The 15067-nt window shown below is 59.4% G+C and carries 15 protein-coding genes; 9 read left to right on the top strand and 6 right to left on the bottom strand.

Annotated features, from left to right (window positions below):
* Positions 1 to 83 precede the first annotated feature (83 nt).
* Positions 84 to 1124 (top strand): amino acid ABC transporter substrate-binding protein, encoded by a 1041-nt coding sequence (locus tag NRB16_RS05565; RefSeq protein WP_257105649.1) that lies wholly within the window; start codon positions 84 to 86, stop codon positions 1122 to 1124.
* Between the two features lie 116 nt (positions 1125 to 1240).
* On the opposite strand, the gene NRB16_RS05570 is transcribed toward NRB16_RS05565, so the two are convergent.
* Positions 1241 to 1690: a hypothetical protein gene (locus tag NRB16_RS05570; protein ID WP_253141225.1), complete on the bottom strand. Its 450-nt coding sequence runs from the start codon at positions 1688 to 1690 to the stop codon at positions 1241 to 1243.
* A gap of 444 nt (positions 1691 to 2134) precedes the next feature.
* Between NRB16_RS05570 and NRB16_RS05575 the strand changes: the two genes are divergently transcribed.
* The 4 genes from NRB16_RS05575 to NRB16_RS05595 all read left to right on the top strand — a co-directional run bounded on the left by NRB16_RS05575 (position 2135) and on the right by NRB16_RS05595 (position 5840).
* Positions 2135 to 3202 carry an aromatic ring-hydroxylating dioxygenase subunit alpha gene (locus NRB16_RS05575; RefSeq protein ID WP_257105650.1) on the top strand — a complete coding sequence of 356 codons (1068 nt, stop codon included), beginning with the start codon at positions 2135 to 2137 and terminating at the stop codon, positions 3200 to 3202.
* A gap of 1 nt (position 3203) precedes the next feature.
* Positions 3204 to 3920, top strand: coding sequence for an FAD-binding oxidoreductase (locus tag NRB16_RS05580; RefSeq protein WP_257105651.1), 717 nt, complete (start codon positions 3204 to 3206; stop codon positions 3918 to 3920).
* 194 nt (positions 3921 to 4114) lie between these two features.
* Positions 4115 to 5338 (top strand): transposase, encoded by a 1224-nt coding sequence (locus NRB16_RS05590; protein WP_257105652.1) that lies wholly within the window; start codon positions 4115 to 4117, stop codon positions 5336 to 5338.
* A gap of 76 nt (positions 5339 to 5414) precedes the next feature.
* Positions 5415 to 5840, top strand: coding sequence for a 2Fe-2S iron-sulfur cluster-binding protein (locus NRB16_RS05595; RefSeq protein ID WP_257105653.1), 426 nt, complete (start codon positions 5415 to 5417; stop codon positions 5838 to 5840).
* A 9-nt stretch (positions 5841 to 5849) separates the two neighbouring features.
* Here the strand turns inward: NRB16_RS05595 and NRB16_RS05600 are convergent, their stop codons facing one another.
* Positions 5850 to 6806 carry a LysR substrate-binding domain-containing protein gene (locus tag NRB16_RS05600; RefSeq protein WP_257105654.1) on the bottom strand — a complete coding sequence of 319 codons (957 nt, stop codon included), beginning with the start codon at positions 6804 to 6806 and terminating at the stop codon, positions 5850 to 5852.
* 157 nt (positions 6807 to 6963) lie between these two features.
* Between NRB16_RS05600 and NRB16_RS05605 the strand changes: the two genes are divergently transcribed.
* The 3 genes from NRB16_RS05605 to NRB16_RS05615 all read left to right on the top strand — a co-directional run bounded on the left by NRB16_RS05605 (position 6964) and on the right by NRB16_RS05615 (position 9371).
* Entirely contained in the window at positions 6964 to 7296 is a 333-nt protein-coding gene (locus tag NRB16_RS05605) for a hypothetical protein (RefSeq protein ID WP_257105655.1), read from the top strand.
* A gap of 64 nt (positions 7297 to 7360) precedes the next feature.
* On the top strand, positions 7361 to 7690 hold the full coding sequence (locus tag NRB16_RS05610; RefSeq protein ID WP_257105656.1) for a hypothetical protein: 330 nt from the start codon (positions 7361 to 7363) through the stop codon (positions 7688 to 7690).
* Positions 7691 to 7763: 73 nt separating this feature from the next.
* Positions 7764 to 9371 (top strand): PQQ-dependent sugar dehydrogenase, encoded by a 1608-nt coding sequence (locus tag NRB16_RS05615; protein ID WP_257105657.1) that lies wholly within the window; start codon positions 7764 to 7766, stop codon positions 9369 to 9371.
* 137 nt (positions 9372 to 9508) lie between these two features.
* Here NRB16_RS05615 and NRB16_RS05620 read toward each other — a convergent pair whose 3' ends face one another.
* Both NRB16_RS05620 and NRB16_RS05625 read right to left on the bottom strand, forming a co-directional pair.
* A complete protein-coding gene (locus NRB16_RS05620) occupies positions 9509 to 10894 on the bottom strand; it encodes a hypothetical protein (RefSeq protein WP_257105658.1) in 1386 nt (461 codons plus the stop codon).
* Between the two features lie 102 nt (positions 10895 to 10996).
* Positions 10997 to 11740 carry an SDR family oxidoreductase gene (locus NRB16_RS05625; protein WP_257105659.1) on the bottom strand — a complete coding sequence of 248 codons (744 nt, stop codon included), beginning with the start codon at positions 11738 to 11740 and terminating at the stop codon, positions 10997 to 10999.
* 60 nt (positions 11741 to 11800) lie between these two features.
* Here NRB16_RS05625 and NRB16_RS05630 point away from each other — a divergent pair, with 60 nt between their 5' ends.
* On the top strand, positions 11801 to 12763 hold the full coding sequence (locus NRB16_RS05630) for a LysR family transcriptional regulator (protein WP_257105660.1): 963 nt from the start codon (positions 11801 to 11803) through the stop codon (positions 12761 to 12763).
* Between the two features lie 84 nt (positions 12764 to 12847).
* Here NRB16_RS05630 and NRB16_RS05635 read toward each other — a convergent pair whose 3' ends face one another.
* Both NRB16_RS05635 and NRB16_RS05640 read right to left on the bottom strand, forming a co-directional pair.
* Positions 12848 to 13963, bottom strand: a complete 1116-nt coding sequence (locus tag NRB16_RS05635; RefSeq protein WP_257105734.1) for a polyamine ABC transporter substrate-binding protein — start codon at positions 13961 to 13963, stop codon at positions 12848 to 12850.
* Positions 13963 to 15006, bottom strand: a complete 1044-nt coding sequence (locus NRB16_RS05640; protein WP_257105661.1) for a histone deacetylase family protein — start codon at positions 15004 to 15006, stop codon at positions 13963 to 13965. The genes NRB16_RS05635 and NRB16_RS05640 overlap by 1 nt, the downstream gene beginning before the upstream one ends.
* Positions 15007 to 15067: the final 61 nt, after the last annotated feature.

A 15067-nucleotide genomic window follows, 5' to 3' on the forward strand; every position in this document is an offset into this window, starting at 1 on the left:
GCAAATGAGTTTGGGTTTCTATCTGCCGGGTGGTTTAGCGCCGGGCTGGAAGCATCATGCTGTTTTCAAACAGGGCACTAAAAATGAAAAAACACTACAAGATCTTGAAACGCGCTTCGTCACTGGCAGGTATTGGCCTGCTGTCGATATTGTCGCTGGCCGCCATAGCGGGCGTCACTCTGGACAACATCAAGAAAAAGGGCTTTGTGCAGTGTGGTATCAGTGACGGGCTGCCCGGTTTTTCTGCCGCTGACAGCAAAGGCAACTTCCAGGGTTTTGATGTGGATGTATGCCGGGCCGTGGCGGCGGCGGTTTTTGGTGATGCAAACAAGGTCAAGTACACCCAGTTGACGGCCAAGGAGCGTTTTACGGCCTTGCAATCGGGTGAGGTGGACATGCTGTCGCGCAGCACCACCTGGACATCCTCGCGAGACGGCTCGATGGGCATCCTGTTTGCCGGCGTGGCTTACTACGATGGCCAGGGTTTTCTGGTCAACAAGAAGCTCGGCGTAAAAAGTGCCAAGGAGCTGGATGGCGCGACCTTCTGTATTCAGGCCGGCACTGTGACGGAACTCAATCTGGCTGATTACTTTCGCGCCAACGGCTTGAAATACACGCCCATCTCTTTCGACACCTCCGATGAGTCGTTTAAAGCCCTGGAGTCCGGGCGCTGCGATGTACTCACTGCCGACCAGTCACAGCTCTATGGTCAGCGTCTGAAACTCGCTGCGCCTGATGATTTCGTGGTCCTGCCTGAAGTCATCTCCAAAGAGCCACTGACCACCGCTGTGCGGCGTGGTGACGAAGAGTGGTACTCGGTCGTGCGCTGGACCCAGATTGCCTGGCTGAACGCCGAGGAGCTGGGTGTCACTTCGAAGAATGTCAATGAACTGGCCAGGACCACCAAGAACCCTGACGTGGCGCGCCTGCTGGGCGTCGAAGGGGCGCTGGGCAAGGATTTGAATTTGCCGAATGACTGGGTGGTGAAAATCGTTGCCCAGGTGGGTAACTACGGCGAGTCATTCGAGCGAAGCCTGGGGCAGGGCAGTGAGCTTAAAATCAAGCGTGGGCTCAATGCGCTATGGACCCAGGGCGGCCTGCAGTACGGTCCGCCGGTTCGCTGATCATTTATTCTCGTCAAACAAACCGCTTGGGCGCTTTGGTGACCCTGCTACAGCGCCAAGCGTGTTATGAACAGTTTGCCGCCAGGCGTTATCAGCCCGGTGTGATTGATGACACGCTAATCGAAATTCCGTGTGCGCTGGCAGTTGAACACCAGATTGCTGATCTGACCGTGAGATGTACTGGCCCGTACCACAAGGCCATTAGCCTCCAGACTGCCAGCCGGAACGCTAATAGTGATCTGATGCGGTGTGCTGCTGTTGGTGTGGGCAGCGTTGTACGTCTGGAAACCGGAAAAATTGTAGCGGGCAAGACTGACGCTGTCGGCATTCACCGGGTCCCCGCCGTGGGCTTGTCCACTGTCAGTGAACGTTAAGGTCAGAGTATCTCCAGCTAAAAAATCCGATGCCGGGTATCTATTTTTAGCAAGTGACAATGAGGTGGCGCCCGATAAATCGTTAACAGCCGCACAGCCGTCTGACAACGCGAATGCCGGAGACACAGAAAACACGGTGCAGAGACCAACAGCCAACCCGATACAGAGTTGCCTGGAAAATACATTGCTCATCGTTCACCTACACATTGTGAATATCCTTGTAGGCATCGGCGCGGTATTGCTGGACTTTAAAATCTATCGTGTAGGTCGATTGGCATGTACTGAAGCCAGGCCCGAGGCTTATGGGCACGTTTAAATTGCAGGAGCGAGCTGGCTCGCGAAAGGGCCGGAAAAATCAGCACATCGCGGTGGGTCTCAGCGCCGCCTTCGCGACCAAGGTCGCTCCCACCGGGGCATACCACCGGACCGCGCGCGCCTTGATTGTTGTGGGTGTTCGAAAAGTCCAAGGCGACCTACAGGCTAAAAAATCAGTCAACCATTGCCTCAAACACCTTGGACAATCGCCCGGCCACAGGGCAAAAAAGCTTTAGAAAAACTAAAGCATCCCTTAATTTTTTAACGCTCATCTACTGATAGGGTGGCAGTTGCCATAACCGTAAAGATGAGGGCTTATCCATGTTTCTGCGTAATGCCTGGTATGTAGCGGCCAGCGAAACGGAGCTGGGCGAGCAATTGCTGGCACTGACCATTCTGGGCGAACCGGTGGTGCTGTATCGCAAGAGCGATGGCACTCCCGTCGCCCTTGAAGATGCCTGTCCGCATCGCAAGTTGCCGTTGTCCATGGGCCGGCGCATCGGGGACCAGCTTGAGTGCGGCTACCACGGCCTGACCTTCGACTGCTCTGGCAGTTGCGTAAAGGCGCCCGGCAGCACGCACATTCCCAAAGGTGCGCGGGTTCACAGCTACCCGCTGGCGCTGCGCTACGGGCTGATCTGGATCTGGATGGGCGATATCGAGCAGGCCGACCAGGCGAAGATCTGCGACGTGCCGGAATGGGGCGATCCGCAATGGGGGCTCAACCGCGGCGATAGCATGGTGGTGTCGTGCAACTATCTGTACGTGACTGACAACCTGCTTGATCCTGCGCATGTTGCCTGGGTGCATCAGAGTTCGTTCGGCAACGCTGCCTGCGCCAGCGAGCCGCTCAAAACCACGGTCACTGATGACGGGGTGATCGTGTCGCGCTGGATGCGTGATGTCGAGGTCGCGCCGTTCTACGCCAAGTTCGTCAAATTCAGCGGCAACTGTGATCGCAAGCAGCACTATGAAGTCCGCTATCCGTCGCAGGCCATTATCAAGGCGGTGTTCACGCCGGCAGGAACCGGGACTGATGACGGCGTCCTGCATGAGCAGGTATTTCTGATGAACTCCTATAACTTCATGACCCCGATCGACGAGGCGAACACCCGTTATTACTGGTTTCAGGTGCGCAACTTCGATACCGACAATGCCGAGGTCTCGCGGCAGTTTGATGAGGATGTGCGGCATGCCTTTGCCGAAGACCGAGTGGTTCTGACGGCTGTTCACCAGGGCATGACCAACAAGCGCAGCCCGAACATTGACCTGGCCAGTGATGCTGGGCCGCTACGGTTTCGCCGCAATCTGGCCAAGCTGATTGCCCAGGAACAGGACAACGGCTTGATTGCGCATCAGCCACCTGTGGTCAGCGCAGTGGGGGGCTGAGATGGAACAATCCAAGGGATTCAGTGGTTACCGGGTGGTTGCCAAAACGCAGGAAAGTGCGGTCATCACCTCGTTTGGTTTGCAACCCGTCGAACAGGGCGCCGCTGCGGTTTTCATTCCGGGCCAATTTCTGACCCTTCGTCTGGCCGACCACGAAGGCGTCAGCGTGATACGCAACTACAGCCTGTCAGGCGACCCTGGGAACACCTCGCAGTGGCGGATCTCGGTCAAGCGAGAGTCGGCCCCCGTAGACCGACCCGATTTACCGCATGGCTATGCTTCGGGCTTCTTGCATGAGCAGACCCAAGTTGGTGATGTCCTGCAGCTCGCCGGCCCCATGGGTGCTTTTACTCTTGACCAGAACAGCACTCGACCGGTGCTGCTGTTCAGTGGCGGCGTCGGGCTGACGCCGATGGTCAGCATGTTGCACTGGCTCAGCCACAACACTGCGCAGCCGGTGTATTTCATCCATGCCTGCGAAAACGGCAGCGTACATGCCATGCGTGATGAAGTGCTGGAGCTGGCTAACCGGCGGCCGGGGATTGACGTGCATTTCTGCTACCGAAATCCGTCGGACCAAGACCTTGAGCGCGGCGCTTGCCACAGCCAGGGATTGATCGGCCGGCAGACCTTGCAGGCGTTGTTGCCGCTGGATGACTATCGGGGCGCTATCCTTCCCCGCCGTTCAGGGCGGGGAAGGATAGCGCGGACGGCGTAGCCGTCCCTGGTTGCCGTGGGGTGTCTGCTGCTGTTCGGTGTACTCACCGCCACAGGATGATTCGCAGTAACACGGCGACACAGATGCCCTTCTACGGCGGTATTTCGTTACAAAGACCCCATGGGCATGCATCTTGAAAACACCGTGCCGTCCGCGCCTAATGGCGTCTTCATTGCTCATGGCTCAAGAGCAGCATGCAACGACTTCAAGCCTTCAAGTACGAACTCATGCCAGACGGCCAGCAGGAGCGGCAAATGCGCCGCTTTGCGGGCTCCTGTCGCTTCGTCTTCAACAAGGCGCTGGCGTTGCAGAAGGAGCGCCACGAGCAAGGCGAGAAGAAGCTCGGCTATGCGGGCCTGTGCAAGTTGCTGACCGAGTGGCGCCATAGCCCGCAAACCGCATGGCTGGCCGATGCGCCTGTTCACCCGTTGCAACAGAGCCTCAAGGATCTGGAGCGGGCCTACACCAACTTCTTCGCCAAGCGAGCCGACTTTCCCCGGTTCAAGAAGAAGGGGCAGCGCTATAGTTTCCGCTATCCCGACCCGAAACAGATCAAGCTCGACCAGACCAACAGCCGCCTGTTTCTGCCCAAGCTGGGCTGGTTGCGCTACCGCAACAGCCGCGAGACGCTGGGTACTGTGAAGAACATCACCGTGAGCCAGTCGTGTGGCAAGTGGTTCGTAAGCATCCAGACCGAACGCGAGATCGATGAGCAGCCCACGGCACAGGGGGCGGCAGTCGGCATCGACATGGGCATTGCCCGGTTCGCCACGCTTTCGGATGGTTCGTTCTACGCACCCCTCAACAGCTTCAAACGCCATGAGACCGCGCTGTGCAAAGCGCAGCAGGCGATGAGCCGCAAGGTCAGATTCAGCCGCAACTGGAAGAAAGCGAAAGCCCGCGTCCAGCGCATTCACTCGCGCATCGGCAATGCCCGCCGCGACTACCTGCACAAGTGCTCCACCACGATCAGCCAAAACCACGCGATGGTGTGTATCGAGGACTTGCAGGTACGGAATATGTCCAGGTCGGCGGCAGGCACGGCCGAGGCACCGGGAAGAAACGTTCGGGCCAAGTCTGGCCTGAACAGGGCCATCCTCGATCAGGGCTGGTTCGAGTTCCGTCGCCAACTGGACTACAAGCTGGCGTGGCGCGGCGGCTGGCTGATTGCCGTGCCGCCGCAGAATACCAGCCGCACGTGCCCTTGTTGCGGCCATGTGTCGGCGGCCAACCGCCAGACGCAAGCGCTGTTCAGGTGTCTGGGATGTGGTTTCGAAGGCAACGCCGATGTGGTCGGGGCGATCAATGTACTAAGGGCGGGACACGCCCGGTTAGCCTGTGAAGTGAGCGCAGAGGTCATGGCGCCAGCAGCAGGAACCCACCGAAGCGACTCGGGGGCGGCTCGGTGCCGCGCCTGAGCGCCGTAGGAATCTCTGGCCTTCAGGCCGGGCAGGATGTCAATACGAGGTCTACCTCTGTGGACCGCCGCAATTCATGCAGGCCAACTGGCGACTGTTGCGTGAGCTGGGAATAAGCGCAGAGCGCATTCACTACGAGTTCTTTGGGCCGGCGACGGTTCTGCGCGATGAGCAGCAACACCTGTCCCAGCCGACAGTGGCCGAGCCTGCAACGCCGCTACACGTCGATGATTCAGCCGCACAGGCATCAACCGTGAAGTTTTTGCCCTCCGGGATCAGCATCGCCTGGAACCCTGACTGTCACTCGTTGCTGGATCTCGCCGAGCAAGCCGGCCTGGCCCCGGTATTCGATTGCCGGGCCGGGATATGCGGCACATGCCAGGTGGGTCTGAGACAAGGGCAGGTGGAGTACTTCGAAGAGCCGCTTGAGCCGTCGGCCCAGGGTGCGATGCTGCTGTGCTGTTCACGCCCGCTGGGTTCAGTGGTCGTGGACCTGGGCTGAGCCGCGCGCTCAAGAAACAACGACGCTGGAGCTTGCAGCCAGCAACGCCTCAATGCCATGACTCTGCTCTTTGCCACGAGCCAATAGCCAGCGGTGGAATCGGCGGCAATGCTCTTTGTCGAAGGCGCTTTTGGTCCAGGTCAGGTAATAGGCGGCCGGCAGCGGCAGGGCATGCCTGACAGGCATGAGCAGACGGCCAGCCTCCAGGTCTTTGGCGACCATGGAGTACTGCGCCAGAACAAAGCCTTGGCCTGCAAGCGCTGCTTCGATGGCCATGGCTGAAAGCGAGAAGACCCGGCGAGCATCCTGCAAACGGGCCAGGTCAACCCCGGTGCTTTCGAACCAGTCTCGCCAGGACGGTGGCGAGGCGAACTTGGGCAGCCAGTCGATGGCAAGCAGCGGATAGTTCAGCAACACATTTGGCTGCAGGCTTGACCTGTCACCGCCCAACAGTTCCGGGCTGCAGACCGGTACTACGCAGTCGCGCAACAGCTCGATGCTGTTCTCGGCATCAATGGCCCGATCACTATAAGTGACGCGAAAGTCGATCTCGTAACCGTTGGCCAGCGGCTCGGCATGACTACCATCGAGGTAGACATTGACAGCCTGGTTCGCTTGCTGCCATTCGAAGACCAGCGGCGCCAGCCATCTGGACATCAATGAGGGCAGGGCGCTGACGCGCAAATGGCTGGTGTCGCGCGACAATACAACTTCCGCATGGGCAATGCGCAGGCGCTCGAATGCATCAGAGCACTGCTCATGAAAGCGACTTCCTGCGGCGGTCAGGCGGTTACGTTTGCCTTCCTTGACCAGTAGGGTAATACCAAGCGTATCTTCCAGAAGCCTCATTTGCTGACTCACCGCGCCAGCGGAAATACCCAGTCGTTTCGCCGCTTCGGCAATGCTGCCGCACCGGCCGAGCGTGTCGAAGACTTGTAGGGCGCGCAAGGGCGGCAGGTTGTCCATGATGGTCCTTGGGCATTGGTGTGGCAGCCAGTTTGCCACTGATCCGGTCAGTGCCGAAATCAGCAGCGTAGCCCCATAGCAACTCATCGCTAACCGATGCAACCAGACATGCTGGTAGAATCTCCCCAGCTGACTACGGCCCCCTCCGAGAGAATGCATGACCCCTGATCTGACTGAAGAAGAAATGCGCCTGGCATTGTTTGGTACTCCTGCCCCCGCTGAGCACCTCAACGCCCCCGTTGCACCGCAACCGGCCCCAGAGGTCGTACTCGCCAAGCCGCCAGCGCCCGCCCCGAAGAAGAAGGCTGCCAAAGCGTTCACGCCTCGCATGCGGGTAATACTGCGGGTGGGCAATGAGTTTGAAGGAGAAATGCACGAGATCACTCACGAAGCCGATACGCTGAGCACGCTGCTGGCTGAACAAGAGGCCACCAAGGCTGCCCGCAAGAAATTTCGCTATGTGGAAGTCGTGTCGGTCAAGTCAATGTAACTGGCCGTCCTGATCTTCAAGCATCTACTCCAACTCAAGAAACACTTTCCCAAGGACCTGGCTCATGCAGTCGGCACTGGAAACAGTCGCTCTTTTTTGCCACAAGCTGGCTTACGAAACGGAAGATCAAAGCCCGATTCTGCGCGATGACCTGATGATGAGTGACTATCAGCGGGACATCTTCGAACTCTTGATCGCCAGAGGCGATGTGGCGATGATCCAGCACAAGATCAACGAGTGCCTGCTGCTGGCCCTTGACGCCATGGGCGGAGCTGAAAAGCCGCTCGGACGTGAGCTGCAGCGTGTATCCACCGAGTTTCATGCGGCGCAGACACTTGACTCGCTGGAGCCACCGTTGCAGGTGATCAAGGGCTACCTTCGAGCGGTGGTGTAGTCGATCAGCCGCCGTCTCGGCGCCGCGCTGTCACACAGCACAGACTCGCTTTGGCAGAAGCAAGGACGTACCGATGACCCCGTTTCTCCGTAACCTGTCCGCCTTACTGATCGCGGCACTGGCCACTGGCGCTGCTGCCTCGCTGGTACAGACTCAGATCGTCCTCACAGAGGTGATGCAACTGGGTGTACCGGTCGCAGCCAGCCTGCGCTGGCTGAGCGCCGCTGAAGACCTCGCGCGTTACGGGCCGGTTTCGTTGGTCATGGCATTTTTGGTATTGCTGCCCGCATTTTCATGCGCGCATTGGCTGGCCAGGCGTATGTCAGCGACGGCCAGGTTGCCGCTGCTGATGATTGCCGCGGTGGTGGGCATGGGCACTGCGTTCTGGCTGATGCGCTCGGTGATTCCGATGCCGGCTTTGGCCGGCACCCGAACCCTGTCGGGCTATGCGCTCATGACACTGACCGGCGTATTGGGCGCCGCGGTCTTTCACTGGCTAACCCGACGCACCGCTAACAGGCCGGCCCCACAGTGGCAGTACGCTGCACTGGTGTTTGCCTGCCTGGCGATCCCGACAAGCTCTTTTATTGCCATGCTGCCGCCTGCCGATCCCCGGCCGCCCTCGATGCCTGCGGAGCACCTGCAAGTACAAACCATTGCCAGCGGCCTGAATAGACCCTGGTCAGTGGCAGTGCTGCCTGATGGTCGGCTGCTGGTCACCGAAATGGGCGGGCGTCTGTTGTCTGTGGCCGTTAAAGGCGTCGTGCAGCCGGTTGCCATGAATGATGTACCGCCAGTGCTGCATAGCGGCGGGATCATCGGCTTGATGGAAGTGGCGGTGGACCCCGACTTCGAACGCAACCAGACGCTATTTCTGTCGATGGGTTATGGCGAGCCCGATGCCAACGGCACCCGGCTGGTGCGCGCTCGCCTGGTAGACAACCGGCTTGAAGACATCCGGGTCCTATTCAGTTCCAGCCCCAAACCTGGCCTGGGCAACAACGGCGGCAGAATAGCGTTTCTGGCGGACGGGACGCTGGTGCTGACGGTGGGCGACGGCAACACTCGGCGCGAAGAAGCGCAGAATCCTGGCAACCACCTGGGCACGGTGGTCAGGCTGGATCGCGACGGCAGAGTGCCGTCCGACAACCCGTTGGTTAACCGGCCCGGTGCCGCACCGCAGGTCTACAGCCTGGGGCATCGCAATGCGCAAGGCATCGCTGTGGACCCCGCCAACAATGAGCTGTATGTAACCGAACACGGCCCGCGCGGCGGTGATGAAATCAATCGTGTGGTGCCGGCCGGTAACTATGGCTGGCCGCTGGTGACCCGTGGCATCGACTACCCCTTTGCCAGCGTCTCGCCTTTTCGCCAGTTGCCAGGCTTTGAGGACCCGGTGCTGGTCTGGACGCCGTCAATCGCTCCGGCGGGCCTGGCGATCTATCGCGGCGCTGCGTTCCCCGAATGGCAAGGCGACATGCTGGTGCCCGCCCTCAAGGAACGCTCGCTCAGACGGGTGATTCGCGAGCAGGGCAAAATCGTCGGCCAGCAACTGTTGCTGTCAGATCGCAACGAGCGGGTGCGCGATGTAAAAGTAGGCCCTGACGGCCTGATTTATGTATTGACCGATGGTCCGGATGGGAGCCTGTTACGTTTGGCGCCTGCTGGCCGGCCGGGGTAGGGGAACAACCTCAACCTGCCGCGGTATTTCTCATCCCCTCGAAAATCAGCCGCGTTTTCGACTGCCGATGACCTCGACATAGGATTAAATGGTACAACGTTGCCTCAGCAGCAGCGCTGCACATACTCAGGCGCTTTTTACTGCTTGCGATACATGCCGGTCAGCATGTCTTGCGAGTCCGTGGCGTAGTTATAGTCGAGGACGACGAAGTCTTTCACCAGGCGCAGGTGATAGGGCCCATTTTTGGCCGGTGCCTGCGGTTCACGGACGATGATCAGGTTGGCGGTTTCCATGGGCACGACGTGATGCTCGGTAACAATGACCTGTTTGCTCTTGGCATCCTTGAGCGTCACGGTCAGTTCTGCGATTTCCCGGCCTTGGGCATCTCGCTCGGGCAGGATTTTCAAGTCCAGGTCGCCGTCACGATCAAGGAAATCACGGCGCATCTGATAATGGCCGCGGCGCTGGTCACGGGAAACATCATCGAGTTTGCGCAGGTCGATTTCACGATCTTCATGGCGCAACCGAATGGGCAGTTCACGCTTGTCGCCCACCGCGCCGGATACCCAAGTGCCGGTGTAGCCATACGGCTCGGCGCGCTCTCGGGTCATCCGCCAGATGCCGGTCCGACTACCGTCATTGGCATATTCGTGAAGGTAGACGTGGCTTTGCTCGTCATAATCCTCACGGGAACCGATCAGTTTGATCGGTTCAACGTTGCCACTTTTGATATAGCGCAGTTCGCCGATCAGGACCGAGCCTTGTTCCTGAAACCAGATCTCTACCGCAATCTTGCCGCTGAGGGTTCCGGCGAGTAACTCCGGGTCTTCATGGACCGGTCCTTCCAGACTCGGTGTTTCTTGCCAGACGCCATCTTGCCAATCGCCCGTGGTACGCAGCATGTACCCGCGGGGCATGCTGTTGTTCTCGCCAAACGGGGTCGCCGGAACCTGTTCCTGGGTGTAAGAGTGCAGCAATACCAGCTCGCCATCGCGCACTTTCCATTGCGACATACGCGTCCAGCAACAGCCGCGATCGGTTTGCGTGTGCAACGTACCATCGGCAGGATTGAGCGAGAACATGCCTGTAAAAGCGTCTCTGGCCAGATCCGTCAAGGCACGGTTCAAGGTCCATTGAGGCTTATCCGGGCCTTGCACGTAGATATCGAACTGCGACTTATCAGTGACGGTGTCCGTGCCATTACGAATCGTCACATCAAGGCGACCATCGGAATTGAAGTCGGCGATGTACACCAGCCCTGACGGACCGAGCAGCCATGCATCGCGGTTGGGCGGTACATTTCCTGCCGGGGTCTGAAATTGCTGCAGGGGTTCGAGGCTGTTCTTGTCACGCAAGGTGATCAGCGCGTGCGCAAGTTCACCCTGACGCTGCGGCACCTCCGGAAACAGGGCCTCAACCAGATACTGGCCACTGGGGTCGGTAACTGCATACGAGAGCGGTGCGGCCAGCGCCGGAGTGGCCAGACTCATGGCGAGGAGCGCGCCGTTAAGGAGCGAACGCATGCAAAGCTTCCTTGCTGAATTTTTCGGGGCGCGCAGTTTAACGGTACGGCTGACCAAACGGAACGCGATCCGTAGTCAGATCGCGCTCCGCTATACCCATTGTCAGAAGTCTTGAGAGGTCGGCCGCAGTACGATTTCGTTGATATCGACATCTGCAGGCTGCTCGATGGCGAATGCGATGGCACGCGCAACCGACTCGGCCGGGATGGCGCTCTTATAGAACTCTTGCACCGCCTGCGAGCTGGCCTCATGGCCGCTGCCAAACTTCAACTCTGAATCCACGGCACCCGGTTCAATCGTCGTGGTGCGAATGCTTTTGCCGACCTCGTGACGCAAACCATCGGAAATCGCCCGTACGGCGTACTTGGTGCCGCTGTAGACCGAGCCTCCCGGGCTGAACACTTTGATGCCGGCGACCGAAGAAATATTGATGAAGTGACCGGAGTTCTGTTTCTGGAACACCGGCAGAGCAGCGGCAATGCCGTACATCACGCCTTTAATGTTGATGTCGATCATCCGGTCCCATTCGTCCACCCGCAATTCGGCGATCGGCGAGATCGCCATAAGGCCCGCGTTGTTGATCATCACGTCCACCCGGCCAAAGCTGGCCACGGCGTGCTGGATCAAGTTCTCCAGGTCCTCGCGGCGGGTGACGTCCGCAGCACGGGCTGTGGCCTTGCCGCCTGCGGCAGTGATGTCTTGCACAATCGCATTCAAGCGATCTTCCCGGCGTGCAGCCAGTACCACTGATGCACCCAGGCTCGCCAGGTGCCGTGCAGTCGACTCGCCAAGACCGCTGCTGGCGCCAGTGATCACAACAACTTTACCTTCGATATTCTTGCTCATTTCGTTTACCTCAGTGGGTGGTGATGGGATCGATTATGAGTTGTGATTTTGTTTCGGAGAATGGAATATTCAGGATTTGAAAATTCCATAAATCGGAACAAGGCGATGTTGAACCGGCTTGAAATGGTCCGTGTCTTTCTCACGGTTGCTGACTGCGCTTCGTTTAGAGAGGCGGCGAACCAGATCGGCACTTCGCCGCAGAAAGTCACCCGGGCGGTACAAGAGCTTGAACGGCTCATCGGCGAGCCGCTGTTTCATCGCAGCACCCGACAGATGAAGATCACCGATTTCGGCGCACAACTTGCCCTCGATGCCCGCCTGGCGGTAGAGCGCTTCGACCAGCTGTTCGACAGGGCGGATCAAGCCAGCGGGGAGGGCATCACGGGCCGGGTAGGGCTGACGGCACCGCAGGCGATCGGCAAGTTGTATCTGGCGGGTTATCTGGCCGAGTTTCGCAAGCAGTATCCGAAACTCATCATCGATTTATGCCTGGACGATGAGCTGACCGACGCGGTGGTATCCAGGATTGATATCGGCATTCGGGTAGGTACGGTGCGCGACCGCCGGTTTATCGCCAGAACGGTTGCCAGTGTTCCGTTGGTCGTCGTTGCCGCGCCGGCGCTGATTGCCAGCCTGGGTACACCTGCAAATGTGGCCGAACTGAAAGAGCTGCCGCTGTCATTGTTGCTGGATCGCCGCTCCGGTCGCGGCTGGCCGTGGATGTTTGCCGATGATCAGAGTTTCATACCCGAGCAGCCGGGTTTTATCTGCGACGACCCGGAAACCGAGCTGGAGATGGTGTTGCAGGGCGCTGTGATTGCTCAGGTGCCGTTGTATCTGGCGCAGGCGCATTTAGCGCGGGGGGCGCTGGTGGAAGTGCTGCCTGAATGGGCGCCGCCAGCGCTGGAGCTGGTGTTGTACCGGACGCGATCCGGAGCGGTGCCAAAGCGAATCAGGCTGGTGTATGACTTTTTATTGGAAAGGTTTGGGGATACGAACCTGTTTCCGGGGGGTGGGCATTGATGGGGTAGTGGTGCAGCGTAAGGTCTTTGTCATTACCCAAGCCCGACAGTCGCGGGCTTGAGCAAGGCAGCAGGCCGGCTGAACTCAGGTTCCCGACTTGATCCGCGTCCAGGTGCGGGTTCGGGTCCGTTCACCTTCGCGGTTGAGCGGCTTGAGCGTATACAGCGTGGTCATCGCAGCTTCGGTGGGGTACAGGTCCGGGTTGTTGCGAATCTCTGGGGCGACCTTGTCGGTGGCGTCCTTGTTCGGGTTCGGATAACCCACGAAGTCGCTGATCGGGGCGATCACTTCCGGGCGCAGCAGGTAGTTGATGAAGGCATGGGCATCTTCCGGGTTGGCCGCGCCCTTGGGAATGGCCAACATATCGAACCAGATCGGCGCACCTTCCTTGGGCAGGCGCATCTCGACCACGACGCCATTGTTGGCTTCTTTGGCACGGTTGGCGGCCTGGGAGAAGCTGCCCGAGTAACCCACCGCGACGCAGATATCGCCGTTGGCGATGTCAGCCATGTACTTGGAGGAGTGAAAGTAAGTGATGTTCGGCCGAATCTTCAGCATCAATTGTTCGGCTTTCTGATAGTCGGCCGACTTGCTGGAGTTTGGGTCCAGGCCCAAGTACTGCAGGGCCAGCGGCATGATTTCCGAGGGCGAGTCGAGCATCGCCACGCCGCACTGCTTGAGCTTGCTGAGGTTCTCGGGCTTGAAGATCAGGTCCCAGCTGTTGACCGGAGCGTTGTCACCAAGTGCAGCCTTGACTTTGGCCGGGTTGAAACCGATCAGGATGGTGCCGTACATGTAAGGCACCGCAAACTTGTTACCGGGGTCGTTGGCATCCAGCAGCTTCATCAGTTTTGGGTCTAGATGCTGCCAGTTCGGCAGTTTGCTGCGATCCAGCGGCTGGAACACACCCGCTTCGATCTGCTTGGCAAGAAACATGTTCGACGGCACCACCACGTCGTAGCCTGAGTGACCGGTCAGCAGCTTGGCTTCCAGCGCCTCGTTGGTATCGAAGATGTCGTAGATCAGATTCACCTTGGCCTGTTGTTTGAAGTCGGTGAGGGTCTGTGGGGTGATGTAGTCAAACCAGTTGTACACCTTGAGTGTGCGCGGCTCGTCGGCCCGCACCAGACCAGCGGCCAGACTACAGGCCAGGCCCGCGCATAGGGCGGCGGCCAGCGTGTGCTTGAGCGATTTGACCATCATGACTTCTCCTTGCGGGCGGTTTCGTAGCCTTCCAGCACATTGACGGCATTGATGCCGATTTCTTCGACGGCATAACCGCCTTCCATCACAAACAGCGTGGGCAAGCCGAGCGCCGCGATGCGCGCGCCCATGGCCAGGTAGTCGCCACTGTCGAGGGTGAACTGCGAGATCGGGTCTTGCTTGAAGGTGTCCACCCCCAGCGACACCACCAGTACCTCAGCGGCGTAGCTGTCGATGGCCGCGCAGGCGGTTTCCAGCGCCTGGCTCCATTGCGCCCAGCCGCTGCCGTGGGGCAAGGGCAGGTTGAGGTTGCAACCCTCACCCTGGCCTTCGCCGGTTTCATCGGCATAACCCAGGAAGAACGGAAACTCGTTGGCCGGGTCGCCATGGATGGAGGTGAAAAACACATCACTGCGGTCGTAGAAAATCGCCTGGGTGCCGTTGCCATGGTGATAGTCGACATCGAGGATCGCCACGCGCTGGCGGCCCTGGTCGAGAAACGCCTGGCTGGCAATGGCCGCATTGTTCAGGTAGCAATAGCCGCCCATGAGGTCGCTGGCGGCATGGTGCCCTGGCGGCCGGCACAGCGCAAAGGCGCTGTCGGCACCGCTCTGTATCTCGGCCTGGGCGGTGAGCGCCACTTGTGCTGCGCTGTAGGCGGCCTGCCAGGTGCCGGCGGTGATGGGGGCGCCCGCGTCGAAGCTGTAGTAGCCCAGCTCACCGTGCAACCCTTGGGGCTTCAAGCGGCGCAGCGTGCGCGCCGGCCAAGTGAAGGGCAACAGGTCACCGTCCTGGCCCATGGTTTGCCAACGCGCCCAGGCGCCTTTGAAGAACGCCAGGTAGTCAGCGCTGTGCACTCGGGCAATGGGGGCCAAGCCATGATCACGTGGCGGCTGCACTGGCCCAAGCTCACGAGCCTCGACCCTGGCCAGGACGTGATCAGCGCGCGAGGGCATCTCAAAACAGGGCATGAGTTGCCCGTTGATCAGCTCGCAGCGGCCGTGGTGCAGGTGATGGTCATCGGTATAGACAGTCAGCATGGTCGTGCTCCGTGTGGCGTGACGACGAGCATTGTTTCGCCAGAAACGCCTGCTGGAGAAC

The organism is Pseudomonas sp. LJDD11 (assembly GCF_024584215.1).
Taxonomy (GTDB): domain Bacteria; phylum Pseudomonadota; class Gammaproteobacteria; order Pseudomonadales; family Pseudomonadaceae; genus Aquipseudomonas.

Coding starts and splice junctions, on each gene's coding strand:
- NRB16_RS05565 (WP_257105649.1), top strand. CDS start 84: ATGAAAAAACACTACAAGATCTTGAAACGCGCTTCGTCACTGGCAGGT.
- NRB16_RS05570 (WP_253141225.1), bottom strand. CDS start 1,690: ATGAGCAATGTATTTTCCAGGCAACTCTGTATCGGGTTGGCTGTTGGT.
- NRB16_RS05575 (WP_257105650.1), top strand. CDS start 2,135: ATGTTTCTGCGTAATGCCTGGTATGTAGCGGCCAGCGAAACGGAGCTG.
- NRB16_RS05580 (WP_257105651.1), top strand. CDS start 3,204: ATGGAACAATCCAAGGGATTCAGTGGTTACCGGGTGGTTGCCAAAACG.
- NRB16_RS05590 (WP_257105652.1), top strand. CDS start 4,115: ATGCAACGACTTCAAGCCTTCAAGTACGAACTCATGCCAGACGGCCAG.
- NRB16_RS05595 (WP_257105653.1), top strand. CDS start 5,415: ATGCAGGCCAACTGGCGACTGTTGCGTGAGCTGGGAATAAGCGCAGAG.
- NRB16_RS05600 (WP_257105654.1), bottom strand. CDS start 6,806: ATGGACAACCTGCCGCCCTTGCGCGCCCTACAAGTCTTCGACACGCTC.
- NRB16_RS05605 (WP_257105655.1), top strand. CDS start 6,964: ATGACCCCTGATCTGACTGAAGAAGAAATGCGCCTGGCATTGTTTGGT.
- NRB16_RS05610 (WP_257105656.1), top strand. CDS start 7,361: ATGCAGTCGGCACTGGAAACAGTCGCTCTTTTTTGCCACAAGCTGGCT.
- NRB16_RS05615 (WP_257105657.1), top strand. CDS start 7,764: ATGACCCCGTTTCTCCGTAACCTGTCCGCCTTACTGATCGCGGCACTG.
- NRB16_RS05620 (WP_257105658.1), bottom strand. CDS start 10,894: ATGCGTTCGCTCCTTAACGGCGCGCTCCTCGCCATGAGTCTGGCCACT.
- NRB16_RS05625 (WP_257105659.1), bottom strand. CDS start 11,740: ATGAGCAAGAATATCGAAGGTAAAGTTGTTGTGATCACTGGCGCCAGC.
- NRB16_RS05630 (WP_257105660.1), top strand. CDS start 11,801: ATGGAATATTCAGGATTTGAAAATTCCATAAATCGGAACAAGGCGATG.
- NRB16_RS05635 (WP_257105734.1), bottom strand. CDS start 13,963: ATGGTCAAATCGCTCAAGCACACGCTGGCCGCCGCCCTATGCGCGGGC.
- NRB16_RS05640 (WP_257105661.1), bottom strand. CDS start 15,006: ATGCTGACTGTCTATACCGATGACCATCACCTGCACCACGGCCGCTGC.